Here is a 25,711-nt window from a genome sequence, read left to right as displayed (position 1 = left end):
CGGTATAAAGGTTGGATTTGAATCTAGGAAACCCAGAAGTATTCATTGCAGCTCAAGATAAAGTATTGGGTGAAGGTCATGCATTTCCCATGATTGCGTACGGAACATTTAAAATTAAGTCTGGATTTAAAATGTATGCAAAGTCTCAAAATCTACCGTTTGAAATTGCCAATGAAATATCAAAGCAACTCGATAAGTATGAGGGCGAATTGAAGTATGCAGAAGATGATGAAAAAGATTTAATTGATGTTTATGATTTTGTTGAAGAAAAATATCATCCACTCATCAAGGAGAGTGAAAAATACACTGGTATTATATCCGACAAAAAGCCTCATCCTTGTGCGCATTTATTATATCAAGGAAATATCAGAGAAGAGATAGGTCTTATTCGTATAAAGAGTGAATCAACTAAGAAAGAAGTCATTGCTGTTCTCATTGATGGAGAAATTGCAGAAAGAAATAAATTCCTAAAAAACGACTTGCTTAAAGTGGACGTTGTAAAGACGACTCATGATACATATAAAAGAATCGGGATTCCAATCCATACAGAAACAGAATTGCTTAATGTTATCAGAGACAATAATAAAGTATGGGATATTTATGCAAATGGCTTAACCGTAGGAGTTAATCAGGTTGAGAAATATTCTACTACTCAAAAAGTAAAGAAGTATCATCCTGTTAACATATCAGAATTAACAGCATTTATTGCGGCGATTCGTCCTTCATTTAAATCAATGTATCACACTTTTGAATCTAGAAAACCATTCTCATATGGAATCAGTAGTTTTGATGATCTTATACAAACAGAAGAAATGAAAAACTCTTTTGTACTATACCAAGAACAAACGATGGCTACTCTTGCCTATGCAGGATTCCCGTCAGATGAAACATATGGAATTATAAAAGCGATTAGTAAAAAGAAGCCAGCAGTTGTTAGACCTCTCAAGGATAGATTCATTAAAGGGTTTAGTGACAAAATTATGGAAAGAGAATCTGTGACGATAGAAGAAGCCTTAGAGATGAGTAGTAAAGTATGGAAAATTATAGAAGATTCGTCAGGATATGGATTTAATGCGTCGCATGCCTATAGCTATGCATTAGATTCAGTCTATTGTGCATATCTCAAAAGTCATTATCCGGTTTATTTTTATGAATCTTCTCTACGTCATTTTGCTGAAAAGAAGAATAAAGAAAAAGTTGGATTATTGAAAGATGAGATGCAAAAAGGATTTGGCATTATTGATGGTGGTGTAAAATTTGGAACCGATAATAGAAGTTTTGTTGCCGATGAGAAGAAGAATACAATTTATGCTGATTTATCAGGAATAAAATTCATGAGTACAAAAATAGCAAATGAACTATTTGAATCTAGTGAAAATACATATGACACATTTATCGAACTACTAATTCATCTTACAAAAAATACGTCTGTAAACACAAGACAAATAAAGATATTAATAAAATTAAATTATTTTGATATGTTCGGACATAGTGGACTACTGTTGAAGATTTATGATGAATTTATAAATGGCGAGTTTAAATATAAAACAACTTATGTAGAAAAAACACTAGCCATAAGAATTGAGAAGTTATTGGAAATTGAGCTTAAGTTAAGAAAGAATGATATTCCCGAACTCCTTCCACACGATGTCGTTATGACCCAAATAGAGCATATGGGATATGCAGATGTAAAATATCCAAAAATCGAATCTTCATGGTGTGTTGTTACAGATATTGATATCAAGTATAGTCCAAAACTTTCACTGTATAATGTTCAAAAAGGTAATACATATATTTTCAAAATGGATAAGAAAACGTTTAATTGCAAAGATAAGAAACTGAAAATAGAAAAGGGTAATTTAATAGAAATCACTGAACATAAGAAGAAGTTAAAATCTGTTCCTGATGGAAATGGACAGTTTATTGAAACAGATCAGATGGAGGTATGGATTACTGGTTACACAAAATATATTGATAGTAATAAAAATATAAAAGAAGAGGAGACCAACAACAATGACTCAAAATCAATCACTCAATAACATCAACAAAATGTCTAAGCCCAACATTGAAAAACTGCTAAAACGTCCGCTCACAGACGATTACTACGCCCAAGTGGTCACTGAAGTTTTATCTGATCTCTTAGAAACGAACAAATATGAATAAATATAATGATAATTCAAACAACTTAGACAGGTTTGAGTCAGATTTACACAAACACGCGTTCCCTGATCCACAAGAAAAGGAGGTGACTAATTATTCAACTTGTGCGGGATGTGGTGTGGACATAACACCCAATGAAGTGTCCGAAGGAGAAATCTTAGACATCTATGGAATGTGCGTACACGATGAAATATTTTGCATTAAAAAAGCTGTTCAAGCGAGAACAGTTACTTTGGATGACATTGTTAATGAGGAATAGGAGAGTGATTTAATGAATTTAGTGGGACACAATATGGCCCTAGTTGAAGAATTGAAAATATATATGATTAAAAAATTGAACGAATATAATAGTGGTGGATTTATTGTTGAGGGTAGATTTGATGAATTGCTACGGTTGAAGGTAATGTCTGAATGGTTGTGAAGAAAAAGGAAGGAAAGGTATTTGAAGATAACTTGCAAGAGTCAGTGAAGCAATGTGAGGAAAAGATATTTTTTAGTAGAATCAAGGACACCTTTATACCACCCGATTTAAGGCAACGCGTGAAGGTTACGAAGAACGATTACGACTGTATGATGTTTGCTAGATCTCACTTGTTTACGTTAGAACTTAAATCAACTAAAGAGAATAGATTTAGTTTCGATGAAAGTATCATTAAACAACATCAGATTGATAAATTGCTAGAAGCAAGTACATATGAAAATGTTATATCTGGATTTCTAATGAATTTTAGAGAGCCGATTAATCGAGTGTTTTTTATACATATTAATGATTTCGTTGATTATCAAAAGGTTGCTCAAAATCAAATTAAAGAACATAAATACAAAAGCAAAATCAACAGGAGTAGTATTCCCATCAGAATTTGTGAAGAGGTTGGAATTGAAATCAAAGGAATTATAAAGAAAGTTAATTACCACTATCATATGAAAGAATTTATAACGGAGGCTATTAATACATATACTAACAGAGGTGTAAGATGAATCAGACTATTAAAGAGTTATGGGAAGATTATAAGAGGGCAGTCAGAGATCATGGATACGGAACAGAGTCGAAAAAAATATTGATTAAAGTTTATAGTCTTGCTCCTAGAGAGTGAGACTTTTTTCTTATAAATTGGACTTATATAATATTGTTTGCTGGAGCAAGATGTACGGCAGTCTGGTCGACAAATTCGGTATCCACTGGCAATTTAATCTCGGAATGAACGAAATGTAGCAGGCTGCTCATTCCTTCGTAAAGAACTGGCGGTCCCGGTAATCCGGGGCCGCTTTTTGCTGGTGATGTATCTGTTTGACACAAAAGTTTAAATGGAATAAAGTATCAACAATACAGGGGGACTTTGTTAAGGAGTGAACAGAATGATGTCTACTGAGGGCAAACGTAACAGTGGATTAAGGGAACGCAAAAAAGCTAAAACGATGGCTAGTGTGCAGATGCATGCGCTGCGCCTATTTCGAGAGCAGGGCTACAGCGCAACAACTGTGGAGCAAATTGCCGAGGCGGCAGAAATATCACCCAGCACTTTCTTTCGCTATTTCTCCACCAAAGAGGATGTGATGATCAACGATAACTATGATCCGCTGCTGATCGCCGCTTTTGAGGACCAGCCTGCAGGGCTCAGCCCGATTCAAGCCGTGCGGGCAGCGATCAACGCAGGAATCTCGGAGATGTCAACCGATGAGCTGGATGTGATGCGGCAGCGGGATGAGCTGATTGGCCGGGTCCCGGAGCTGCGGGCGGCTAATCTGAAGAATATGATCCAGACGATTGAGCTAATGGCGGGCATGCTCGCCAAGCGGACCGGACGGAGCTCGGATGATTTGGAGATCCGCACTCTGGCAGGGGCGATTGTGGGGGTGAATACTTCGATTATGCTGTATTGTGCAGAGCATCGGGAGTTTGATTTTGCCGAAAGGATGGACAAGGCATTAAGCTTTCTGGAGGCAGGCTTGCCGCTTCAGAACATAGAATAACAGCTTCTGAAGCGTAACCTTTGCATAGGAACCTGCGTCTAAACTGGATTGGGTTTCAACTTCTAATCGCGGCTTGTGATAGAAAGAATGTGTGTACTAAGGCGGCAGTATTGAAAGTTCAAACTGCAGTCTATATTATTGGTTGGAATTCAAACTAAATTTATCTGAAGGGAGAGAAGCACCGGATGGAAGATCAGGATAAGGTTATCTATCTGCCTTGGGAACAGGAGGAGAGCATCCCTGTACTGATTAACCGTACTTCTGCCGCCATACGCAGAGATATAGAATATGTCCTCCGGCCTTACGGAGTGACCTCCCAGCAGTCCAAGACGCTGCATGTCCTGAAGGCCTCTCCTGGACTCACCAATATGGAGCTGGAGCGTCTGTTACATATTGATAAATCCAGCGTCACCAGCCTGATTAACGGGATGGTAAAGAGAGGATGGGTAGAGCGCCGGGAGCATCCGCAGGATGCCCGGATGAAGACCATTTCACTGACCGCTGCCGGTGAAGAGATGCAGCAGATTACCCACGTGAAGGTCCATGAAGCCAAACACCACTCGAAGCAGCTGCTTACACCGGAGGAGCAAGGCCAGCTGCTGGTGCTGCTGCGCAAGATACTGGACGCATATGAATAGTTCAACATTAATAACCGGAGAAAGGATGGATGTCACCCATGGACAACGGAACTGCTCGGCCTAGTGCCGAGAATGTAAACAAATTAATGATTGTATTGGCATTCACTCTTGTATTCTCTGTCATGAACGCTTCGGTCTTCAATGTCGTCATGCCGATTATCAGGAAGGAATTCGCCATTACTTCCTCACAGGTCAGCTGGCTGCTCAGCGGGTATATGATTGTGTATGCAGTGGGGTCTGTTACTTACGGCAAGCTGGCCGATAAATACCGCCTGAAGGACCTGCTGACATTCGGCATTATATTCTTCTCCATGGGGTCGGTTGTCGGATTTGTCGCCAGCGAATATTGGGGCATTATTCTTGGCCGGATTCTGCAGGCCAGTGGGGCGGCCGTCATCCCGGCCACGGCGATGATCGTGCCGGTCCGTTATTTCTCGCCGGAACGCAGAGGCCGTGCGCTCGGCATCACCGCTACCGGCATTTCGCTGGGAACTGCGCTGGCTCCGATTGTATCGGGCCTGATTACCGGCTTCGCTAGCTGGAGGTTCCTGTTCGTGCTGTCACTGGTTCCGCTGCTGGCGCTGCCGTTCTTCCGCAGATACCTTAACGATGACCGGGGTAGCGCCAAGCGGATTGACTTCCTGGGCGCGGCCTTGCTGGGCGGAACGGTGGCGCTGCTGCTGCTCTCCATCTCCCAGGGCAGGCTGCTGCTTGCCTTGGCAGGAGTAGTGCTGCTGGCGTTGTTTATCGTGCGGATTCTGACTGCCGCCGAGCCGTTTGTGCAGCCGCAACTGTTCAAGAACCGCAAATATTCGGCTGGGCTGGCGATTGCCTTCATGGCCTCGGCGCTCAGCTTCAGCCTGCCCTTTCTGACGCCGCAATATCTGACCGCGCTGAATGGACTTAAGCCGGCTGTAATCGGGCTGATCATGTTCCCGGCTGCCATCCTGTCCGCATTCCTGGGCCGCAAGGGCGGCTTGATTGCCGACCGCAAAGGGAACAGCTATCTTGTATTTACTGCAGCCTTGCTCAGCTTCATTTGTTTCGTAACGCTGTCGGTATTCGTCGGCGGTTCACCGTACCTGATCATGTTCCTGCTGATCTTTGGCAACGTGGGGGTGACCTTTATGGGCATCGCCATGTCCAATACAGTTTCGCGTACGATGGCTGTGGATCAGATCGGCGTGGGCATGGGTATGCTGTCACTGTTGAACTTCATCTCTGGGGCGATGGCCACCAGCCTGATCGGCAAGCAGCTGGATCGGGCTGGAGGGGCGTTTCACCTCAATCCGCTTGCCTGGTACAAGGAAGGGTATGTGTATAGCAATATTTTTGTGACGCTGACGGTGTTTACGGTTCTGCTTGCCGGAGTTTATTATCTTGCATTTGGGATGGAACCTTCCCGCCGTATCAAGGGTTAACGGGGAGAGTGTGTGACGGAGGCACTTTGTGCCTCCGCATTTTGATTGAGAATAGCGGTTTGTTCTCGAATTAGTCACAGCAGCTTCATTTACAATTAGTGGGAGGCGGCCTATAATTGAATTATATTTAGTCATTTAACTAAATAACTAAATTATATCGACCCACTCATACATATAGGAGCGTGACAACGTTGAAGGACAAACCGTTTTCGCTGATCTTAATTACACTTTCATTGCTGGCCGGTATCATTGCTTATCCTTTTCTGCCTGACATTCTGGCTATTCAGTGGCAGTCCGGCAACATCGTCTCCAATCAGGCGCCGAAATATATCGCGCTGGCGTTTAGCCCGCTGGCGATGGTTGTTCTCCATGTCACACGCAGCAGTGCCTGGAAGTTTGTTCAAGATGCCAACCGGATGGAGTCGAAACTGATTTTCTACATCGTTCAGGTGATTCTGCTCGGAGGACAGCTGGTAATTATCGGCTTCGGATTGGATTATGAGTTCAACCTGGTTGCCACAACGTCGGTAGTATTGGGTGTGCTGCTGATCGTTGCCGGAAATTTCCTGCACCGAGCTAAGAGAAGTTATGCTTACGGCATCAAGAACCGCTGGACCTTGTCCAGCAAACGGGTGTGGAACAAGACCCATCAGTTCAGCGCCTACATCTTTATTCTGGCCGGACTGCTGCTCATCATTATTCCGCTGCTGGGTCATATCAACAATTCAATGTACACCGGTGCCATTCCGGTGGTTGGTCTCGCGCTCTGTTATGGTGCTTCCTGCTACTACTATCACAAGTACAAGGAGCAGGGAATGAAGGAATAAATCTACCGCTACGGGGCAACTTAAGCTAAACTGCTGCGGATGGTGATGTGAATGAGAAAAATACTGCTTTCCATACTGATCCTGTTCTTCGCCGCCGGCGCTACCGTCCAGGCGGAGGTTCCCGATTATGCCAAATGGGGCCTGATCGCCGTAAAAGAAACGCAGAAGAAATACCAAGCAGAGATTACCGACTATAAGCATATCGGCAGGAAGAATCTCAGCCCGCACCGGGCCGAGGAGAAGTTCAAGCTGATCGTCAAGCCCAAGAACGGCAGGCTGTTTGGGGTCTATGTGGTGATCCGCTTTGATCCCACCACAGACAAGCTGCAGAGCATCCGTTTTTTGGAGACATCAAGATAGCATCAATGCTCATAAGACACAGGAAGCGATATCGCTTTCTGTGTTTTTTTTGAAGTGTGCCCACCAGCACGCAGATTCGAATGAATACTGGGACAAGAGAGTTGAAGCCGGAGTGGAATTCCTGCAAAAGTACATGTTTTCTCAGAGGGACCCAAGTAGATTGGCGCCATGGAAGTAGAAAAACATAGGTGGCTATGGTTGCCTAAGGGGAAAAAAACTACCGTTAAATCCGGGCTAATGATCGATAATTATGGCATATAGGGAAAAGTTACTACTAAATCGTATTATCGAGGGCATTTCGGAGCAGATAGGATGTCATTAGTGGTAGAAACCCCCTATCCTCTCACCAGATTGGCCAACATTTGTCCAATTAGCGGTAGAATTCCCTATAGATCCTCACTAGCCTTAAGCTGTATCCAGTTTCCTGGGCCATGGCGACCAGCCTGATCGGCAAGCAGCTGGACCGGACAGGAGGGAACATTTCATCTGAATCCGCTAGCTTGGTATAAGGAAGGGGATGTTAACAGCTGGGGACATCCACATCAGCCTACGGAATCTTTATGCTCGAAGCTCCGTACCCCTATAAGAACTGAAATCAGCAGAACGCCAATAACTATAGCATAGAACAGCGGGTAGGATTGAATCGGCGATTCATCCTCAGGGGACATGGCGAGTGCAGGAAGTGCCCATGGATAGTATTGGCCAGCCGTTGAATTGACAACAATGACTACCGGCAAGGTACAAGCGATATTGATAGCCAAGGGTAATCCAAAGCTTATAAACCGGACGGAAACGATCATCTGCATCGCACTAAGCGGCAGTGCTGCCAGCCAGCCCAGTATGATGAACCGTAACATTTGCTGTATCGGCAGGGTAGAGTGGAAGAGCATCGAGCCCACAGCAATATAAGCTGACAGGAGCATGACCTGCATCAGAGCGATCAGAACGGCAACGACCATCAGCTTGGTCAAATATACAGAGGACCGTGAAACCGGCAGTGCCAGCAATTGCTTCCATCCCCCGCTGATATGCTCACTCCGGCATACGATGGCACTCATTATACTCACCAGCACCGGAAAGATAATCGAGGCATAGAACAGTTGAACTTGAGTCCAGGCCTCCAGCCACTCGTTGCTATCCGGGCCTTTGATAAAAACCTCCTGATTTGCCAGGAAATTAGAAATTCCTATGAGTATTCCGGCCACCGGCCCGATGATTAGCAGAAAAGGCAGCCAGGAACGCCGTATCTTCATCCATTCCGTAATCCACAATTGCATGAACATCATTCATCTCCCTAATGATAACCTTCTTATTTGAATTCTTTATGGGAAAAATGTGTAACTGCTAAAATGAGGCCAGCCAGTCCTGCTAATACAGAACGGACGAGCAGGTCTCTGAAGTCTCTGTTAGGAAGGGGTCCATTGGAAACAGCATCCCAAATCACCGGAGAAGCATTGACTACATACGTCCAAGGCAGCCAACCTCCTGAACCGCCCATGCCAAGAAATAATCCTGCCATTGCTCCGACCGTACCTACTGAAAGGGCAACGGCCTGGTTGCTTACCGTCACGGATATCCATAATTGCAGAACCAGTATCGGAAATACAGCTAGATAAGGACCAAAGCTCTCCGCAGCAAGGAGACGCCAAGGAACAGCTTCCTCTATTCCAAGCAGCAAGCCTGATGCCAGCAACGCTCCGCCAAGGACAACGCCTGCCAGCACATGAGTTACAGCCAGCAGCGCGAACTTGACAAGCCACACGCTTGCTTTTGAGTATGGCATAGCCAGCGTCTGCTTCCAGGAGTGCTCACGATGCTCTAACCCGGCCATGATGGACGCGCTGACGGTTGCCCCCAGTGGAATGGCAAAGATCAGAATCCAATGGATACTGAATACATATTTAGCCCACAGACCTGGCACGGATTCAGAAATGGGGCTAACCCGAAATCCATTGCTCAGCAGACCGAAAGCGACAATGAAGAGAACAGCCAGCACCGGAACTGTCAGGACAACAGCTTGAGTGGCTGTCCGTTTTAGCTTTAAATATTCTGCTGACCATAAGCCGGAATTCATAAACTGCTCCCCTTTCCAGTAATTTCAAGAAAGATGTCCTCCAGTGATCGTTTCACCTCCTCCAGACGAAACACATGATGCCCTGCCTCGTGTAGGAGCCGATTAATTCCTGCTGCTGCCTCGTGATTCGTTTCCTCTGAATACAGGAACTCACCATCTACCCGGATATTACACCCCGACTGACGGAGGATAGCGGCGGCATAATCGGGTCGCTCTACTCCGATTCTCAAGTAGGGGCTGCTTCGCTTGCGTAAGGATTCAATAGCCCCTTGAAAAATGAGCTGTCCTTCCACAAGAATCCCTACTTCAGATGCCATCTGGTCGATCTCGTTCAGAAGATGGCTGGAGACGAGCACACTCATGCCATAACGCCGGGGAAGCTCTTTGATCAGCTCGCGGATCTCCTGTATTCCTGCCGGATCAAGACCATTGGTCGGTTCATCAAGAATCAGTAGTTTCGGTAGTCCAAGCAATGCTGTGGCGATCCCGAGACGTTGCTTCATGCCGAGTGAATATTCCCGTACAAAACGGTTCGATGCCTTGTCCAGGCGGACCGTACGCAAGGCATCCTCCACTGCGGAAGCAGGGACAGCTGTGATCCGGCGGACAATTTCCAGATTCTCACGTGCAGTTAAATGGCCGTAGAAAGAGGGCGATTCCACAAGGGAACCGATATTCTTCAAGATGGAGATACGGTGGCTTGCGAGCAATTTGCCGAAGATATAAATGTCACCGGATGTAGGACGGGTAAGCCCTAGCAGCATGCGGATGGTGGTCGTTTTTCCGGCTCCATTCGGTCCCAGGAAACCATAGATGCCTCCTTCCTTGACGAACAGATTTACTTGATCGACGGTTGTTTTGCCGCTGATGCGGCGCGTTAAATCTTGGGTCTGAATAACAGATTTTGTCATTTATCTGATCACCTCAACCCTATTGTACAGAGCGGTGTATAACTTGGCCTAAACCCAAGTTCAACGGCAGTTAAACTTTTTTGGCAGAACAGCAGCTATGGTATACTGGTCATAAATATTTCCAGACAGGAGGAACACGATGAATAATGCCCGGCTGCTTCTAATTGATGATGAAGAAGCGATTCTGAAGCTCCTGGAAGCAGCGCTGAACAAAGAAGGGCTTCATAATATTCACACAGCGACCACTGCAGCGGAAGGGCGCCGGTTGTGCCGGCAAGTGTCCCCCGATCTGATCGTAATTGATGTTATGCTGCCTGATGGAGACGGACTAGAGCTATGCCGCGATATTCGGCAACTTACAGCGGCCCCCATCTTCTTCTTGACCGCGCGTTCGGGAGATTTGGACAAGCTCTCAGGCTTCACGCTTGGTGCGGATGATTATATTACCAAACCGTTTATGACCCTGGAAGTGGTGGCACGGATTAAAGCGCATTTGCGCAGGCATTTCCGGGTAATGGAGGAGATCCAGGAAGAGCCGGTATATGATTTTGGCCATTTTCAGGTACAGAGTGATTCCGGCACACTTATCGTTGCGGGGATTCCGGTTGTCTGCCCGGCAAAAGAGTTCCATCTGCTGCTGTTTCTGTGCAGGAACACCAATCATATATTCAGCAAGAATCAATTATATGAACATGTCTGGGGAGAAGAAAGTATGGGAGACGACCATACAGTGATGGTACATATCCGGCGTTTACGAGAGAAAATTGAACCTGAGCCTGGCAGTCCACGTTATCTGGTGACCCATCGCGGGCTCGGATATAAACTAATACAGCCAGTCGGTCTTATTAATCAAGCAGGACGGACGCACGGTTTATGAAGCTCAAACAACGGTTGACATGGCAATTCCTGCTATGGCTGCTGCTGTTGATAGTCATGTGTCTGGCTCTGCTGCTGGGGGTGCAGCGCTTTCTGATCCTTAAGCTGGAACGTGGGGATTCATATGATGTGGTGCAAGCTATGAGTTCTATTGCCAAGAGAATTACGGCTGAAGGAGACGGGACGCTCAGGATCGACGGGGCAGACCTTAAGGAGCTCAATCAGCATGGCTATTGGCTGCAAGTCCTCAATGATAATGGGATGGAAGCCTTCTCTTATCAGCGGCCAGCCGATATGCCAGAACATTATGCCCCCGGAGAGCTTGTTCACTATCTATCCCCCGGCGCTCCGAGCGGCTATCTGCTGCAGACCTGGTTCAACCCACACTCTGAAGGCAGCAAATGGACCTGGATCGCTGGCAAAAAAGCCGGAGCCGGTGTGTACTTCTCTCTGATGGACGGGCGGCAGCTTGCATTATTTGGCTTCATTGTTGCTGGCGGGTTCGCAGCAATGCTGCTTAGTGCTTATTGGTTTGGCCGCAGGCTGGGCAGCCCGCTGCTGCATATGATGAACTGGATTCAGGCCTTGGCCGGAGGTGTGTATGCTGAACCCGCCGGACGTTCCGGCAGACCGGCCAGTTTGCGAGCGGACGGGAGTATTCATTCTTCCTTCCGTCTGTACCATGAGGTTACAGCTGCACTAAGCGTGTTAACGAGGACGCTTGACCGGAACCAAGCGGAGCTTATCCAGCTCCAGCGCAATCAGGAAGAGTGGATGGCTGCAGTCTCACATGATTTAATGACCCCTCTGGCGTCTATTCAAGGTTATTCGGAGTTGCTCGCTTCCAGTCGTTATGAATGGGAGCTGGGGGAGGTTCGTACATATGCACAGACCATTTTTGATAAATCAGAGTATCTGAAAGAGTTAATCGAGGACTTCAATCTGACGTTCCGGCTGAAGAGCGATGGATTGCCATTGAAGCGGCGAAGCTGTGATCTGGTGGAACTGGTAAGGCGGGCAGCGATTGATGCCGCCAATGATCCGCGTAATGAAGCCTACCTCATTTCTTTTGACACGGACCGTGGTTCGTATTACTGTGAATTGGACACTCGCTGGTTCAGACGGGCACTGGATAATCTGTTGGCGAATGCGCTCAAGCACAACCCTAAGGGGACTCATATTCATGTTGAAGTGCTGGGCCCGGTAATTATGATAAGAGATGATGGTGACGGGATGGACCCGGAGACCTTGTCCAGATTGTTTCAACGGTATTATCGCGGGACAGGCACGCAGGAGAAGACGGAAGGGACCGGTCTGGGCATGGTCATTGCCCATCAGCTGATTGTGGCGCACGGGGGCAGCATTGCAGTCTCCAGTGCGCTTGGAGAAGGTACGACCATTACAGTAGCACTGCATAAGCAGCTCTTCGATGAGACATAAGCGTCGATGGCCAGCCAGGCAGAATGAAGGAATAAATCTACCGCTACGGGGCAACTTAAGCTAAACTGCTGCGGATGGTGATGTGAATGAGAAAAATACTGCTTTCCATACTGATCCTGTTCTTCGCCGCCGGCGCTACCATCCAGGCGGAGGTTCCCGATTATGCCAAATGGGGCCTGATCGCCGTAAAAGAAACGCAGAAGAAATACCAAGCGGAGATTACCGACTATAAGCCATATCGGCAGGAAGAATCTCAGCCCGCCCCGGGCCGAGGAGAAGTTCAAGCTGATCGTCAAGCCCAAGAACGGCAGCTGTTTGGGGTCTATGTGGTGATCCGCTTTGATCCCACCACAGACAAGCAGCAGAGCATCCGTTTTTTGGAGACATCAAGATAGCATCAATGCTCATAAGACACAGGAAGCGATATCGCTTTCTGTGTTTTTTTTGAAGTGTGCCCACCAGCACGCAGATTCGAATGAATACTGGGACAAGAGAGTTGAAGCCGGAGTGGAATTCCTGCAAAAGTACATGTTTTTAGTGAGCAATTGTTCATGATAAGTGAATGCCTGTAAAAATACATCTTTTAGCGTAGATAATCTCCGTTTAGGTTGGCTAACGCTGAAATACCTGTATTTTTGCAGGCATTTCTTGTTATAGGTCTGAATTCTCGAAAATACCTGCACATTTGCAGGTTTACAGGCTTGCTTCCTAAAAAGGCGGCGAAATGTTTCATTTTGTCATTATTTCACTCTTTTTGTTCAAGGAATTATATGTAATAATTTCCTAGAGAGATAGAATTAATATATTCATACAAAAGGAGAGAAAGACAGTATGCTACTATTGGAACCACAGGATTATTACAAGGTGCTCCTGCCGTTAAGTCAGGTGAAGATCAACACCTTATTTGCCGAAGCCGTGCTGCGCCGTCCAATTTCCGGTAAAGTTTATGTAGACAGCCTGGAAGATCCCCGGACGTTTTATATTGCGCATCCATACGGAATGTCCCTGCTGTTCGGCCGCAGTGACAATGAAGCCTTCAACCGGCAGCTCCATTCCTATATTGCCAATCATACCGGAACCCGGCAAGCTCATGAGTGGCTGCAGGCTGACCCTGAGAGACAATGGACGGACCGGATTGAGATTATGATAACCGAGCATAACGGTACAGCTGCCGGTCAGCTCAAACCTGTGATCCGGCATGAACGAGTGAATTTCGACTTCAAGCCTGCAGCGTATCAAGCTGCCAGAGACAAGCATGCGGCAAGGTTCGGAGCGCGGAAGGATGAAATCGTACGAACGACGGAAGAACTGTATGCTGCTCAGCGCGGAAGTGTCACCCCGCAATTCTTCTGGAACAGTGGAGGTGAATTCGTGGCTGAAGGTATTGGGTATACGCTGCTCAGCGGCGCAGAGCCTGCTGCCACGGCTTTCTCGGCTTTTATCAATGAGCACCAGCTGGAGCTGGGAATCGAGACAGCCGAGGAACACCGCGGCCAAGGGTATGCCTTTGCAGTAAGCTCCGCACTGATCGATTATTGCCTGCAGCAGCAGCTGAAGCCGGTCTGGGCTTGCCGCCGCAGCAATGAAGGCTCCTACAATCTGGCCACCCGGCTTGGCTTCGAGCCTTCATTAATTATTCCTTATTATCAGCTTACTTAGTCCTAGGTCGATACATACGTTATATATCTAAGAGGAGACCCATAACCCATGTTAATCGAACTGATGCGATATGATTTCTATAAGGTGCAGCTCCTGGCAGACCTATGTCCGAATCTCGAAGTGAAAGCTATCGTGAGCGGCAATAACCCAGGGGCGGTCTACGTAGATGACGCAGCTGAACCAATGGCCGCATTGATCTGGGTAACTGTTTGATTATCGGATCGCCTGCTTTGAGATTTAGCTTATAGGGCGATGAAACGAAGAGGAGAACACTGATGAGCAAGAAACTGAGATTTTTGCTTTTGTTGACGGATATATCCTTTATAGTCTATTGGCTGGTTACCTATTTCCATCTGATTCCGCCTGAATATGCTTATCAGGATTATACGAACGAACTGCTCGTAGCATGGAACTGGTCGTTTTTTCCCCTGGATCTGCTGATTTCTCTGACTGGGCTATTAAGCTTGTACCACTACCGCAAGTCAAGTGCCCTATGGCGGCCGCTGGTGCTGATCTCCCTGGTGCTGACTTCGGTCTCGGGACTGCAAGCGATCTCTTTCTGGGTCTACAAGGGAGACTATGATCTTACCTGGTGGATTCCGAATCTATTCCTGCTAATCTACCCGATGTTCTTTATCCCTAGACTGGTGAGTAGATTGTCCAGCTACGGCAACAATGGCAGATAGGTCTGATGAAATTTAATAACATGCAGAATAAACCATAACTCCGGTTTGCCGCTTACGGTGAGCCGTTTTTTTGCATTTATAACAGCAGATTCTTACGTGTTTACGCATTATCAGTTCTTAAGACCTAATATTTTTTTAGTAAATACCATAATTTATTGAATTTTTAAAAATACCTATTCAGATTTTAAGGAATGATGTCGAAATAGATCGTATGATGTCCGGTGGCATGTGGGGGAGAGCTTTACAAAACATCGTCAACCGGATATTAAGAACGCATCCTCAGGGGGAGTTTCCATGAAATGGTACGCTAATATGAAAACAGCAACAAAGATTATCTCCGCATTTCTGCTAGTCTCTTTGATTCTGGTTGTCCTCGGGTTCTATTCGATCTCAACGCTGCGGAGCGCAAACGTCAATATGAAATCAATGTACAGCAACAACCTGATTTCTGTAAGAGAGCTTTCGGCCGTGCAGATTGGATATCAGAAGGTTAGAGTGCTTCTGCGCGATATGAGCAGCTCGACTGTGGATGCGGATATGGCACAGCTTAAAGAAGATATCCTGACTACTCGTCAGGCCATTGACGAGAATATTAATACCTACAGACCCCTGGCTGCAACGGCGGAGGAGCAGGAACTGCTGCGGACCTTTGATACCGAATATGCCAAATATTCCAATATGTTTGAGCAGGCCCTGATTCTGGCCCAGGATGACAATACCCAGGCGTTCTACAAGTTTCTGAACGAGCAAATGAACATTCAGGGCAATGAAGTCATCAAAAATATGAATGACCTTATCTCGGTAAATGTCCGGCTGGCCGAAGAAGCCAATACTCACTCGCAGGAAACCTACTCCAGCTCGCTGGCGATTACGATCGCCGTAATAGCAGGAGCCGTTCTGCTCAGCATTCTAATCGGGTATTTGATTGCCCGCTCGATCTCCAGACCGCTGCTGCAGATGCTGGGATTGGCTTCCGAAGTGGCCAATGGCAATCTGACACAACAAGCGAATATTTCGACTAAAGATGAAATCGGCCAGCTGGCCCAGGCGCTGAACCTGATGGTAGACAACCTGAAGGAGCTGATCAACGGCATTGTCAGCAGCTCTCAGAATGTTGCCGCCTCTTCGCAGCAGATCTCGGCCAGCACCCAGGAGATTGCCAGCACCAGCAGTAGCCAATCCTCGGCTGCTGCCAATATTTCCGAGCTGTTCAAGGAACTGTCACTGGCGATTAACTCTGTCGCCGAGAGTGCAGAAGAAGCCGCCGAGCTGTCCAATGACACGGTCAAAACCGCGCGTGAAGGCGGCCACGTGGTCGAAACCTCACTGCAGGGCATGCAGGCGGTCAATCAGAAGATGTCGCAGCTGGAAGATGATTCGCGCAAGATTGGCGACATCATCGAGGTTATTGACGACATCGCCGAGCAGACCAATCTGCTGGCGCTGAACGCGGCCATCGAAGCAGCCCGTGCCGGCGAGCAAGGCCGCGGCTTCGCGGTAGTGGCCGATGAGGTCCGCAAGCTGGCGGAGCGCAGCAGTGAGGCGACCAAGGAGATCACGGTGATTATCAAGGCGATGCAGGAAAATACGAAGCAAAGCGTGCGTGCGGTAGCTGAAAGTGTGGAGCAGTCAACAATGACAGGGCAAGCCTTCGACCAGATCATAGAGATGGTGAACAACTCCTCGCTGAAGGTGAACGAGATTGCCGCAGCCTGTGAAGAAGAAGCGGCTCAGGCAGCAGAGGTAATGTCTTCGGTAGAATCCATTTCGGCTTCTAGCGAAGAATCCGCCTCCGCTTCCGAAGAGACGGCAACGACCTGCCAGGCTCTGGCCCAGCTGTCTGAAGAGCTGGCCCAGTCCGCTTCTGCATTTAGAACCCATTAATCATAAGAGACTGAAGGTGAAGGTATGTCCTCCTTGCAGAAAGATCAATATATTGAACTTGCCGTAGGTGCCGAGACCTGCGCCATCCGGATTGAAGAAATTCATGAGATTATCAAAATGCTCAGCATTACCGACATCCCCTTCAGCAGAAATGAAGTGAAGGGTGTAATCAATCTGCGCGGCAAGGTAGTCAGCGTGGTGAGCCTGCGTAATCTGTTAGGCATGGCGGATGAGCCCTACACGAAGGCTACCCGGATTATTGTGGTCCGTTACCGCGAAGAATTCGTGGGGCTGATTGTAGACAAGGTGAATAAAGTGACAACGTATGAGGAGATCCACCCCCCGTCAGGCGGACAAGGCCGTGGCCGTGAAGGCGTGTTCCTCGGAATTGGGCAACGCGGAGACCAACTGGTCGGTATTCTGAAGCTAGAGGAAATTCTCGGCGGGTAGGAGGGGGACAATAACGTATGATGGACTTATCGGCCTACCGTGATATTTTTATCGAGGAGCTTAACGACCAGCTGGAGCGGATGGACCAGTCGCTGCTCAGCTTGGAACGCGCGCCTTCTCCTGAACTGATTCAGATTCTGTTCCGTGCGGCCCATACCATTAAAGGCTCGTCCTCGACAATGGCTTTCCGGGAGATGAGCGATCTCACCCATGAGCTGGAATACGCGCTGGAATGGGTGCGGGAGAAGAAACCGGAGATTACTTCGTCCCTGATCGATACCCTGTTTGGAGCGCTGGATGACATGAAGCTGTTGCGGGACCAGTATATCAGCGGGGAAGCTTACGCAGACTGCAGTGCTTCCGTAGCACAGATCAAGGCGACGATCGGCAAGCCATCCGGCAACGCTGAAGAGCCGCCGCCCGTGCCTGTGCTGGATACGCTGCAGGCGCTCCAGGCGGAGGAGGCTGCCGAGGCAGGCTATCAATTGATGACTATCCTTGTAGGCTTAAAGGATGACTGCCAGATGAAGGCGGCCAGGTACCACATTCTGCTGCAGCGGATAGAGGATCTCTGTGGAACAGTCATCTCAGCTTCATTAAGCGGAGCACTGACAGCGGGCGATGAAGATGAGCTGTACCAGAGCTTTACAGTGGTGGCCGCAACCCTGAAGGAGCTGCAGTGGATACAGGATCAGCTGGAAGGGGATTCGGATGTACAGACCTTGCAGATTCATCCGTTTGTGCCGGCGATGTCCAGGGGTTCTCAGCAGTCCGCTGCTGCGCTGGAGCTTTCACCAGGAGCTTCTACAGAAGCTGTGCCCCCAGCCCCGCCTTCTGAAGAACGGGCCAAAGGCAGCCAACCTACGGTGCGGGTCAGTGTGGAGCGCCTTGACCACCTGATGAATCTGGTGGGGGAGCTGCTGATTGACCAGACCTCACTGGCAGATCTGAATGCTTCCGGCTTGCGGAAGGACCCGATCAAGGCGATGCAGAGCATCAGCGGGGTATCCGACCATATGGGCCGGGTGATCAAGGAGCTGCAGGAAGGGGTCATGAAGACACGGATGCTGCCGATCGACCAGTTGTTCAGCCGTTTCCCGCGCCTGGTCCGAGACCTGTCGCAGAAGCTTGGCAAGGATCTTGAGCTGGTGGTACAAGGCGGGGAAACCGAGCTGGACCGGATGATTATCGAGGAACTGAGTGATCCGCTGATTCATCTGATCCGCAACAGTGCCGATCACGGGATCGAGAACCCGGAGGAGCGGGCCGCTTGCGGCAAGCCGGAGAAAGGGCGGATAACCCTAACCTCGTACCATGAGGAGAACCACGTGGTGATCCGTTTCGAGGATGACGGCCAAGGCATTCATGCCGACCGGATCCTGGCTTCAGCTCTGGGCAAAGGCATCATCACAGAGGAGCAGGCGCAGCGCATGACGCCGCAGGAAGCCGTACATTTGATCTTTGAGCCGGGGTTTTCGACCGCTTCTAGTGTAAGTGACGTCTCCGGACGCGGCGTGGGGATGGATATCGTCCGCAGCCAGATCGGGCGGCTGAACGGGATTATCGATATCGACACTGAACCCGGCGTTGGCACACGATTCACCATCCGCTTGCCGCTGACCCTGGCGATTATTAAGGGTCTGCTGGTTCGCGTGTCAGGCCGGGTACTGATTATTCCGATGTACAACGTGGCCGAGATTGTACGGATCGCTCCCGAGGATGTGCAGAATATCCAGGGAGAGCAGGCCATCTTCAACCATGGCAGAATTGTGCCGTTCACCTGGCTGCGCGACAAGCTGCATTACCCGCGGGTTGAGCGCAGCAGCAGAACCATTCCGCTGGTGATTGTCCGCTCCGTGGATCGGACGGCCGCTTTTGCGGTAGATGAAATCATCGGCAATCAGGAGGTAGTGATCAAGACACTTGGCAGTTACCTGGGCGCGATGAACCAGCTATCAGGGGCAACCATTCTCGGAAATGGGCGGGTCGCAGTCATTCTGGATGCGTCTTATCTGGTCGGACATTAAGCAAAAAGGCCTCTGAAAGCTGCCGGATGCTGGCGCAATTCCCGCCCAATCCTTCTCCTCACTAGCAACACCTCACAAGTTAAGCTCGATAAGGCCAAGTTTGGGCCGGAGCTTGGTGTGGGGTGTTTTTCGCGCGCAAAGACGGTTTGCTTATTACAACTCTGATGCTTGCAGACTGGTCCCTCAGCTGGAATCAGGGTCTGCCAGTATAGTATGATATTTACAAAGGGAGTGGAAGAGGATGGAATTCAAGAAGCTGAACTCATTGACGAAATATCCCAGTATTCTAACCTACCATCGGCTGGGGGAACGGGGCCGTTTAATGGAAGAGTTGGCGGAGTCGCAAGGATTCGCTGATGCTGCAGCGGTGTATCTATATGAGAAGGTGGATGGTGAGAACGCGCGGATGGTATTTTTTCGGAATGATGCCGGCGAAGTGGATTATGTGATCGGTTCCCGTGAGGAGCTGCTGTACGCCAAAGGCGACCGGATCGGCAACCCGTATGGATTCATCGCTGAATTTCTGAAGCCACTCGCCGAGCGGCTCTGCGATACGATTGCCACTGAGGGAGACTGGGCGTTAACCGTAATCTACCAGGAATCCTATGGCGGCAAAACCAAAGCGGCCAAGAACTATACCGCCACTAAAACTCAAGGATACGCTGTATTTGATATGTTCTCTCTGAATAAGCTTGAGTGGGAACAACTCATGGCCATGCCGCAGGAGCAAATCGCGGAGTGGCGCGAACAAGGCAATCAGCCTTTTGAGGCAGAGGAAGAGAAGCAGGCCACGCTCAAACGGCTTGAGCTGGAAGCCGCACCTTTGCTGGGTCAGCTTCCGGGCAATGAATTTCCGCTGACCCTGCATGAGGCATATGCTCTGCTGGAGTCTTATACCCAGACCCGTGCAGGCCTCGACGCTTCCGGCAGAGCAGAAGGTATAATTGCCCGCACCGCTGACCGTAAGCTCATCCGCAAGCTGCGGATTGAGGATTATGAGCGGACATTTAGAAAGTGAGAGGGGCTATGGAGAGCCAAGGTTTCGAACATGTTTAGGCTGATTCTGTGCGATATCCTGTCCTAGCCTGCAGACCGGTTTTGCTGAGTTCATTAGCCAGCACTGCCGTGACCTTGGATGGAAGCTGGTGAGAGCAGACGGATCACAGTCGTTGGAAGAGAACATTGAGCTAACTGTAGTAAATTTCAGATGATATCAGGAGAGAGGATAGTGGGAATGGACAAAAAAGCCCAAACCATACTGCAAAAAGCCTTCTGGACCGCAAGCGGATGGAAGGGGACTTTCGGACCTTTTTCCGGTGACGAATTCGACTATGCCAAGAGCAAAGGTCTGATGTTCGATCCCTTAACCATTACGCACGACGAGATTGTGGACAAGCTGCAGGTGCTGCACAGCCGCAGCATCACCAAGGAAAAAGTGGTGACGGCCTTTCTGCACAGTCTTTCGACCAGAAAGGTTCATCTGCGGAGCGCCTTGTCCAGCTGGGCCTTGACCTCGCAGCTGCCTGCGCATGCCTACGCGCAGCCTGCGGCAGAACAGCCGATGTACAGCAGCTGCGCCCCCTGTGATGGCAGACGGCTGATGTCCGATCAACAGTACATAAACGAGGACCTTAATGTGTTGAATTTCGAGCGGATCAGATGGGGCGGGATACGCCTGAACAACCTGCTCTATTGCTGGCTCGACCTGGAGCTGCTCAGCCGGGAAGGGGAGCTGGAGGTTACCCCGCAGGATCTGGAGATTCTGGAGCATATGGTTGAAGCCATCAAGCTATGCGGCAGCAAGGATGGGGCGCGGCAGCTGGAGAAACGCTGGAAAGATATATTCCCTTCCAATAAATACGAACGTGATGTGGTCATGGAAATTTGGGGATATGCCGGTCTGCTGGTACCGCAGGACGAGCCCCGTCAGGGACGCGGTGGTAATAGTGATTTCAACTCCGTAGCCAATTGGCGGGGGGAAGACGGTTATTCAGAGGAACGGCTGCAGTTTTTGTTCAAGTCTAATCAATAGAGTTGCTGGTCATTCCATAGTTTTCATGTTGCTCTGTACAGCTAGTGTACAGAGCAACATGAAAACTTTTTTTGTTAGAAACTATGATTTCTTGTTGTTGTGGAAAAGGTGGTCTTGCGCATTCCGCAGGAACAGCCGGCCCTTTGCCCTTAGGCTCTTGCGCATTCCGCAGGAACAGCCCGCCCTTGCCGTCGAGGTCTTGCGCATTCCGCAGGAACAGCCGGCCCTTTGCTCTTAGGCTCTTGCGCATTCCGTAGGAACAGCCGGCCCTTTGCCCTTAGGCTCTTGCGCATTCCGCAGGAACAGCCGTCTTTGCCGTTAAGGTCTTGCGCATTCCGCAGGAACAGCCCGCCCTTGCCGTCGAGGTCTTGCGCATTCCGTAGGAACAGCCCGCCTTTGACCTTAGCCCCGGCGCGCGCATCCCGGCAGGGATAGCGGGCCAGCCCGGCGACGTCCAAGCGGTCCCGTAGGGATAAGCGGTCCACCCGCCCAGCCTCCTAATCACCGTACCGCCAGACTCATTCGCCAAACTTGCCGGTGTCCAGAGGGTGCAACCCTTTGGGGCCCTCCCTTGGAAGGGAGGGTTTGGGAGGGATCGAACAGTTTTTGGTTTACTTTTATTGGAATTATTGTTATTCTGTAATAGGGATATATTTCCATAGTTTCATATTTTACCGGTTTACTGTAAGCGTATTCAAGGGGCTGAAGCATCCTGAGACTCCTTATGCTTTTTTATAGACGGCCTCACGAGTGCCAGTATTGCACCACATGGAGAAGAGGTGAGTTATGTAGTTTACTCATTACCTGAGCTGAGGTGAAGCCGCTAGAGGCCGGACTGGAAGTACACGAGAACCCAAATTGAAGGAGGTTTTCTAATGTTCAGGAAAGCGAAGAGTAAATGGTGTTTTATGCTGCTGGCAGCAGCCCTTATTGTGCCCTCATCGATGATCACTGCGCCCCATACCGCTGACGCGGCAGCCAGTGAAGCTTATCAGTGGAAAAGTGTGGTTACCGGCGGTGGGGGCGGCTTTGTGCCGGGGATTATTTTTAATGAGACGGAACCGGATCTGATCTATGCCCGTACGGATATCGGCGGTGCTTACCGCTGGAATCCCGCTGACAGCAGCTGGATTCCGCTGACAGATTCGGTCGGCTACGAGGACTGGAACAAGAACGGGGTGGATGCGCTCGCCACTGATCCCGTAGATCCGAACCGTGTATATATGGCTACCGGAACGTACACCAATGACTGGGACCCCCACAACGGACAGATTATGCGTTCTGCCGATAGAGGAGATACGTGGCAGGTGACTCCGCTTCCGTTCAAGGTGGGCGGAAATATGCCCGGCCGCTCCATGGGCGAACGTCTGGCGATTGATCCGAACCGCAATAATATTCTCTATTTTGGTGCCCGCAGCGGCAATGGGTTATGGAAGAGCAGTGACTATGGTGCCACGTGGGCCAAGGTAACCAGCTTTCCGAATCCCGGAACCTATGCTGAAGTACCTGGAGATTCATATCAGGGTGATATCCTGGGCTTATCCTGGATTACCTTCGATAAGTCAACCGGTACAGCGGGTCAGGCAACGCAGACGATTTATGCCGGTGTAGGAGACAAGAGTAATAATCTGTTCAAAAGCACCAACGGCGGGGCGACCTGGACGGCCATTCCCGGACAGCCAAGCGGGTACATCCCGCATCACGGGGTATTATCCGCGAACGGCAATCTGTACATCAGCTATATTGACGGCTCCGGTCCCTATAGAGGGGAGGAGGGTGAGGTCTGGAAGCTGAATACTTCTACCGGAGTATGGACGAATGTCAGTCCGATTCCGGTCTCCAGTCCGGACAACCATTTCGGCTACGGCGGTCTGGCCGTCGATGCGCAGCATCCCGATACGCTTGTAGTGGCCACGCTCAATGCCTGGTGGCCGGACGAGCAGCTCTTCCGCAGCACTGATGGCGGGGCGACCTGGAGCCGGATATGGGATTTCGATGGTTACCCTACACGCAAGCTGCGTTATACGCTGGATATCAGCGCTGCACCTTGGCTGGATTTTGAAGCCCAGCCTGTAGCTCCGGAGATGACACCGAAGCTCGGCTGGATGATCGGCGATTTGGAGATCGATCCCTTCAACTCTGACCGGATGATGTACGGCACAGGCGCCACGATCTATGGAACCAACAATCTTACAGACTGGGATACGGCCAGCGGCAAGGTGAATCTGTCGGTTATGGCCAAAGGGCTGGAAGAGACGGCTGTGCTCGATCTCATCAGTCCGCCTGCCGGTCCTCCGCTGATCAGTGCGCTCGCCGATGTCAGCGGCTTCCGGCATACCAATCTCGACGTACCTCCGGCCAAAATGCATAATAATCCGATCAGCTCTGCCAGCATGGACTATGCGGAGCTGGACCCAGGCTTTATTGTACGGGCGGGGTTTGTGGATAAAAACAACCCTACTGCCAAGTTCTTCAGCCTGTCGCATGACAGTGCGGCCAACTGGTATACCGCTAACGGCAGCCCGTCTACGGTTAATGGCGGCGGAACGGTAGCACTCGCAGCCGATGGCAGCTCGATAGTGTGGAGTCTGCCGGACTCGGGTGTCTATTATTCGAAGACAGGCGGCAATTCCTGGACGGCCAGCACGGGTCTGCCGCTGCAAGCGGAGGTGGCTTCCGACCGGGCGAACAAGAACAAATTCTATGGGTTCTCCGCAGGAACGTTCTATTTAAGTACCGATGGAGGCGCGACCTTTGCGGCTACCGCTGCGACAGGACTTCCGCTTAAGGGCTCGGTAAACTTCAAAGCGATGCCTGGCCGGGAAGGGGATATCTGGCTTGCCGGCGGCTCCGATGAGGCGGGTCAGCTGTACGGCATGTGGCATTCCACGGATTCTGGTGCCAGCTTCACCAAGCTGTCCAATGTGGAGCAGGCCAATGTTGTCGGCTTCGGCAAGGCGGCGCCCGGCAAGAGCTACATGGCTATCTATACTACGGCACGCATCGACGGTGTGCGCGGGGTGTTCCGCTCGAATGATGCCGGCGCAAGCTGGCTGCGGATCAACGATGACCAGCATCAATATGCGTCGATTAATTCAGCGATTACCGGTGATCCCAAGGTGTATGGGCGTGTCTATCTGGGCACCAACGGGCGCGGCATTATGTATGGTGACTCCCTGGGCACACCGCCAGAATCCAACGACTCCACGATCATCCCATCAAGTGCCAGCTTCGACAAAAAAACAGCCAACCAGGCAGATATAGCAGTGACGCTCACCTTAAACGGCAATACGCTGGCCGGGATCAAGAATGGTGCCGATACCCTGGTTGAAGGTACGGATTATACCGTATCCGGCTCCACCGTGACGCTGCTAAGCAGTTATCTGGCAGCAAGACCGGTAGGCACCACGAATCTGAGCTTCACCTTCAGTGCCGGTGCGGCGGCAAGCCTGGTGATTGGAATTGTCGACACGACCTCATCCGCCAACGACTCCACGATCACCCCATCAAGCGCCAGCTTCGACAAAAAAACAGTCAACCAGGCGGATATAGCAGTGACGCTCACCTTAAACGGCAATACGCTGGCCGGCATCAAGAATGGTGCCGATACCCTGGTTGAAGGTACGGATTATACCGTATCCGGCTCCACCGTGACGCTGCTAAGCAGTTATCTGGCAGCAAGACCGGTAGGTACCACGAATCTGAGCTTCACCTTCAGTGCCGGTGCGGCGGCAAGCCTGGTGATTGGGATTGTGGATACAACTGCCGCTGTGCCGGGAAGCATCAAGGTTCAGATGTACAATGGAGCGATAGCAGCGACAGCCAATACATTGAACCCGCGCATCAAGCTGACGAACACCGGCAGCACAGCAGTGAACCTGGCCGATGTCACCATTCGCTACTATTACACCATCAACGGCGAGAAGGCTCAAACCGTCTTTTTTGACTGGTCCACGGTGGGTAGTGCGAATGTTACGGGCACCTTCGTGAAGCTGGATACGCCCACATCAACGGCAGATACGTACGCCAGCATTGGCTTCACAAGTGCGGCAGGTAGCCTTGCGGCCGGTCAAAGTATTGAGATCCAGACCCGCATCGCCAAAACGGATTGGAGCAATTACACGCAAACGGATGATTATTCCTTCAACTCCACGGCCACCCAGTATACAGACCGTCCCGAAGCCCCTGCTTATGTATCTGGCAGTCTGCAATGGGGAGTGGAGCCTCAATAACGGTAGCGAGTGATTTCGTTATAAAATGCTTGTGTAAATCCCTGTAGCCTTGTTCATCAAGGC

At 49.6% G+C, this 25,711-nt stretch carries 24 protein-coding genes; 20 read left to right on the top strand and 4 right to left on the bottom strand.

What is annotated here, in order from left to right; genetic code table 11:
• Nucleotides 1-11 precede the first annotated feature (11 nt).
• The 8 genes from B9T62_RS18175 (at nt 12) to B9T62_RS18145 (ending at nt 7,377) form a co-directional block, all read left to right on the top strand.
• The gene (locus tag B9T62_RS18175) at nt 12-2,039 is read left to right on the top strand and encodes a DNA polymerase III subunit alpha (RefSeq protein WP_087916558.1); all 2,028 of its coding nucleotides are present in this window, start codon (nt 12-14) and stop codon (nt 2,037-2,039) included.
• A 392-nt stretch (nt 2,040-2,431) separates the two neighbouring features.
• Entirely contained in the window at nt 2,432-2,581 is a 150-nt protein-coding gene (locus B9T62_RS39175; RefSeq protein ID WP_157793878.1) for a hypothetical protein, read from the top strand.
• Nucleotides 2,572-3,138, top strand: a complete 567-nt coding sequence (locus tag B9T62_RS18170) for a Holliday junction resolvase RecU (protein ID WP_087916557.1) — start codon at nt 2,572-2,574, stop codon at nt 3,136-3,138. The genes B9T62_RS39175 and B9T62_RS18170 overlap by 10 nt, the downstream gene beginning before the upstream one ends.
• A 378-nt stretch (nt 3,139-3,516) precedes the next feature.
• The gene (locus tag B9T62_RS18165; RefSeq protein WP_342746178.1) at nt 3,517-4,131 is read left to right on the top strand and encodes an acyl-CoA-like ligand-binding transcription factor; all 615 of its coding nucleotides are present in this window, start codon (nt 3,517-3,519) and stop codon (nt 4,129-4,131) included.
• 185 nt (nt 4,132-4,316) lie between these two features.
• On the top strand, nt 4,317-4,769 hold the full coding sequence (locus tag B9T62_RS18160) for a MarR family winged helix-turn-helix transcriptional regulator (RefSeq protein ID WP_087916556.1): 453 nt from the start codon (nt 4,317-4,319) through the stop codon (nt 4,767-4,769).
• A 38-nt stretch (nt 4,770-4,807) separates the two neighbouring features.
• Nucleotides 4,808-6,190, top strand: a complete 1,383-nt coding sequence (locus B9T62_RS18155) for an MFS transporter (RefSeq protein ID WP_087916555.1) — start codon at nt 4,808-4,810, stop codon at nt 6,188-6,190.
• A gap of 191 nt (nt 6,191-6,381) precedes the next feature.
• Nucleotides 6,382-7,017, top strand: a complete 636-nt coding sequence (locus tag B9T62_RS18150) for an SdpI family protein (RefSeq protein WP_087916554.1) — start codon at nt 6,382-6,384, stop codon at nt 7,015-7,017.
• 51 nt (nt 7,018-7,068) lie between these two features.
• Nucleotides 7,069-7,377, top strand: coding sequence for a DUF3889 domain-containing protein (locus B9T62_RS18145; RefSeq protein WP_087916553.1), 309 nt, complete (start codon nt 7,069-7,071; stop codon nt 7,375-7,377).
• 542 nt (nt 7,378-7,919) lie between these two features.
• Here B9T62_RS18145 and B9T62_RS18140 read toward each other — a convergent pair.
• The 3 genes from B9T62_RS18140 to B9T62_RS18130 are packed head-to-tail and all read right to left on the bottom strand — an operon-like array spanning nt 7,920 to nt 10,362.
• Nucleotides 7,920-8,654, bottom strand: coding sequence for an ABC transporter permease (locus B9T62_RS18140; RefSeq protein WP_157793877.1), 735 nt, complete (start codon nt 8,652-8,654; stop codon nt 7,920-7,922).
• 32 nt (nt 8,655-8,686) lie between these two features.
• Nucleotides 8,687-9,451 (bottom strand): ABC transporter permease, encoded by a 765-nt coding sequence (locus B9T62_RS18135; protein WP_087916551.1) that lies wholly within the window; start codon nt 9,449-9,451, stop codon nt 8,687-8,689.
• Nucleotides 9,448-10,362 carry an ABC transporter ATP-binding protein gene (locus B9T62_RS18130; protein ID WP_087916550.1) on the bottom strand — a complete coding sequence of 305 codons (915 nt, stop codon included), beginning with the start codon at nt 10,360-10,362 and terminating at the stop codon, nt 9,448-9,450. The genes B9T62_RS18135 and B9T62_RS18130 overlap by 4 nt, the downstream gene beginning before the upstream one ends.
• A gap of 139 nt (nt 10,363-10,501) precedes the next feature.
• Here B9T62_RS18130 and B9T62_RS18125 point away from each other — a divergent pair, with 139 nt between their 5' ends.
• From B9T62_RS18125 to B9T62_RS18080, 11 genes are all read left to right on the top strand, one after another.
• Nucleotides 10,502-11,239, top strand: coding sequence for a response regulator transcription factor (locus tag B9T62_RS18125; protein ID WP_087916549.1), 738 nt, complete (start codon nt 10,502-10,504; stop codon nt 11,237-11,239).
• The gene (locus B9T62_RS18120; protein ID WP_087916548.1) at nt 11,236-12,678 is read left to right on the top strand and encodes a sensor histidine kinase; all 1,443 of its coding nucleotides are present in this window, start codon (nt 11,236-11,238) and stop codon (nt 12,676-12,678) included. The genes B9T62_RS18125 and B9T62_RS18120 overlap by 4 nt, the downstream gene beginning before the upstream one ends.
• 86 nt (nt 12,679-12,764) lie before the next feature.
• Nucleotides 12,765-13,073 (top strand): DUF3889 domain-containing protein, encoded by a 309-nt coding sequence (locus B9T62_RS18115; RefSeq protein ID WP_087916547.1) that lies wholly within the window; start codon nt 12,765-12,767, stop codon nt 13,071-13,073.
• 436 nt (nt 13,074-13,509) lie between these two features.
• Nucleotides 13,510-14,337 (top strand): GNAT family N-acetyltransferase, encoded by an 828-nt coding sequence (locus B9T62_RS18110; RefSeq protein WP_087916546.1) that lies wholly within the window; start codon nt 13,510-13,512, stop codon nt 14,335-14,337.
• A gap of 48 nt (nt 14,338-14,385) precedes the next feature.
• Nucleotides 14,386-14,550, top strand: a complete 165-nt coding sequence (locus tag B9T62_RS39170; RefSeq protein WP_157793876.1) for a hypothetical protein — start codon at nt 14,386-14,388, stop codon at nt 14,548-14,550.
• A 62-nt stretch (nt 14,551-14,612) separates the two neighbouring features.
• On the top strand, nt 14,613-15,023 hold the full coding sequence (locus B9T62_RS18105) for a YvaD family protein (protein WP_087916545.1): 411 nt from the start codon (nt 14,613-14,615) through the stop codon (nt 15,021-15,023).
• A 294-nt stretch (nt 15,024-15,317) separates the two neighbouring features.
• On the top strand, nt 15,318-16,907 hold the full coding sequence (locus tag B9T62_RS18100; RefSeq protein ID WP_087916544.1) for a methyl-accepting chemotaxis protein: 1,590 nt from the start codon (nt 15,318-15,320) through the stop codon (nt 16,905-16,907).
• A gap of 24 nt (nt 16,908-16,931) precedes the next feature.
• Nucleotides 16,932-17,357, top strand: coding sequence for a chemotaxis protein CheW (locus tag B9T62_RS18095; RefSeq protein WP_087916543.1), 426 nt, complete (start codon nt 16,932-16,934; stop codon nt 17,355-17,357).
• Nucleotides 17,358-17,374: 17 nt separating this feature from the next.
• Entirely contained in the window at nt 17,375-19,384 is a 2,010-nt protein-coding gene (locus B9T62_RS18090) for a chemotaxis protein CheA (RefSeq protein WP_087916542.1), read from the top strand.
• 241 nt (nt 19,385-19,625) lie between these two features.
• Nucleotides 19,626-20,402 carry an RNA ligase family protein gene (locus B9T62_RS18085; protein ID WP_087916541.1) on the top strand — a complete coding sequence of 259 codons (777 nt, stop codon included), beginning with the start codon at nt 19,626-19,628 and terminating at the stop codon, nt 20,400-20,402.
• A 216-nt stretch (nt 20,403-20,618) separates the two neighbouring features.
• Nucleotides 20,619-21,416 carry a hypothetical protein gene (locus tag B9T62_RS18080; RefSeq protein WP_087920321.1) on the top strand — a complete coding sequence of 266 codons (798 nt, stop codon included), beginning with the start codon at nt 20,619-20,621 and terminating at the stop codon, nt 21,414-21,416.
• Between the two features lie 149 nt (nt 21,417-21,565).
• On the opposite strand, the gene B9T62_RS18075 is transcribed toward B9T62_RS18080, so the two are convergent.
• The gene (locus tag B9T62_RS18075; RefSeq protein WP_087916540.1) at nt 21,566-21,901 is read right to left on the bottom strand and encodes a hypothetical protein; all 336 of its coding nucleotides are present in this window, start codon (nt 21,899-21,901) and stop codon (nt 21,566-21,568) included.
• A 390-nt stretch (nt 21,902-22,291) separates the two neighbouring features.
• On the opposite strand from B9T62_RS18075, the gene B9T62_RS18065 reads away from it, so the two are divergent.
• A complete protein-coding gene (locus B9T62_RS18065) occupies nt 22,292-25,648 on the top strand; it encodes a X2-like carbohydrate binding domain-containing protein (RefSeq protein ID WP_087916538.1) in 3,357 nt (1,118 codons plus the stop codon).
• Nucleotides 25,649-25,711 lie beyond the last annotated feature (63 nt).

Source organism: Paenibacillus donghaensis (genome assembly GCF_002192415.1).
Taxonomy (GTDB): domain Bacteria; phylum Bacillota; class Bacilli; order Paenibacillales; family Paenibacillaceae; genus Paenibacillus_AQ; species Paenibacillus_AQ donghaensis.
Note: the sequence above shows the minus strand (reverse complement) of the source record. Positions and strands in the feature narration are given on the sequence as shown.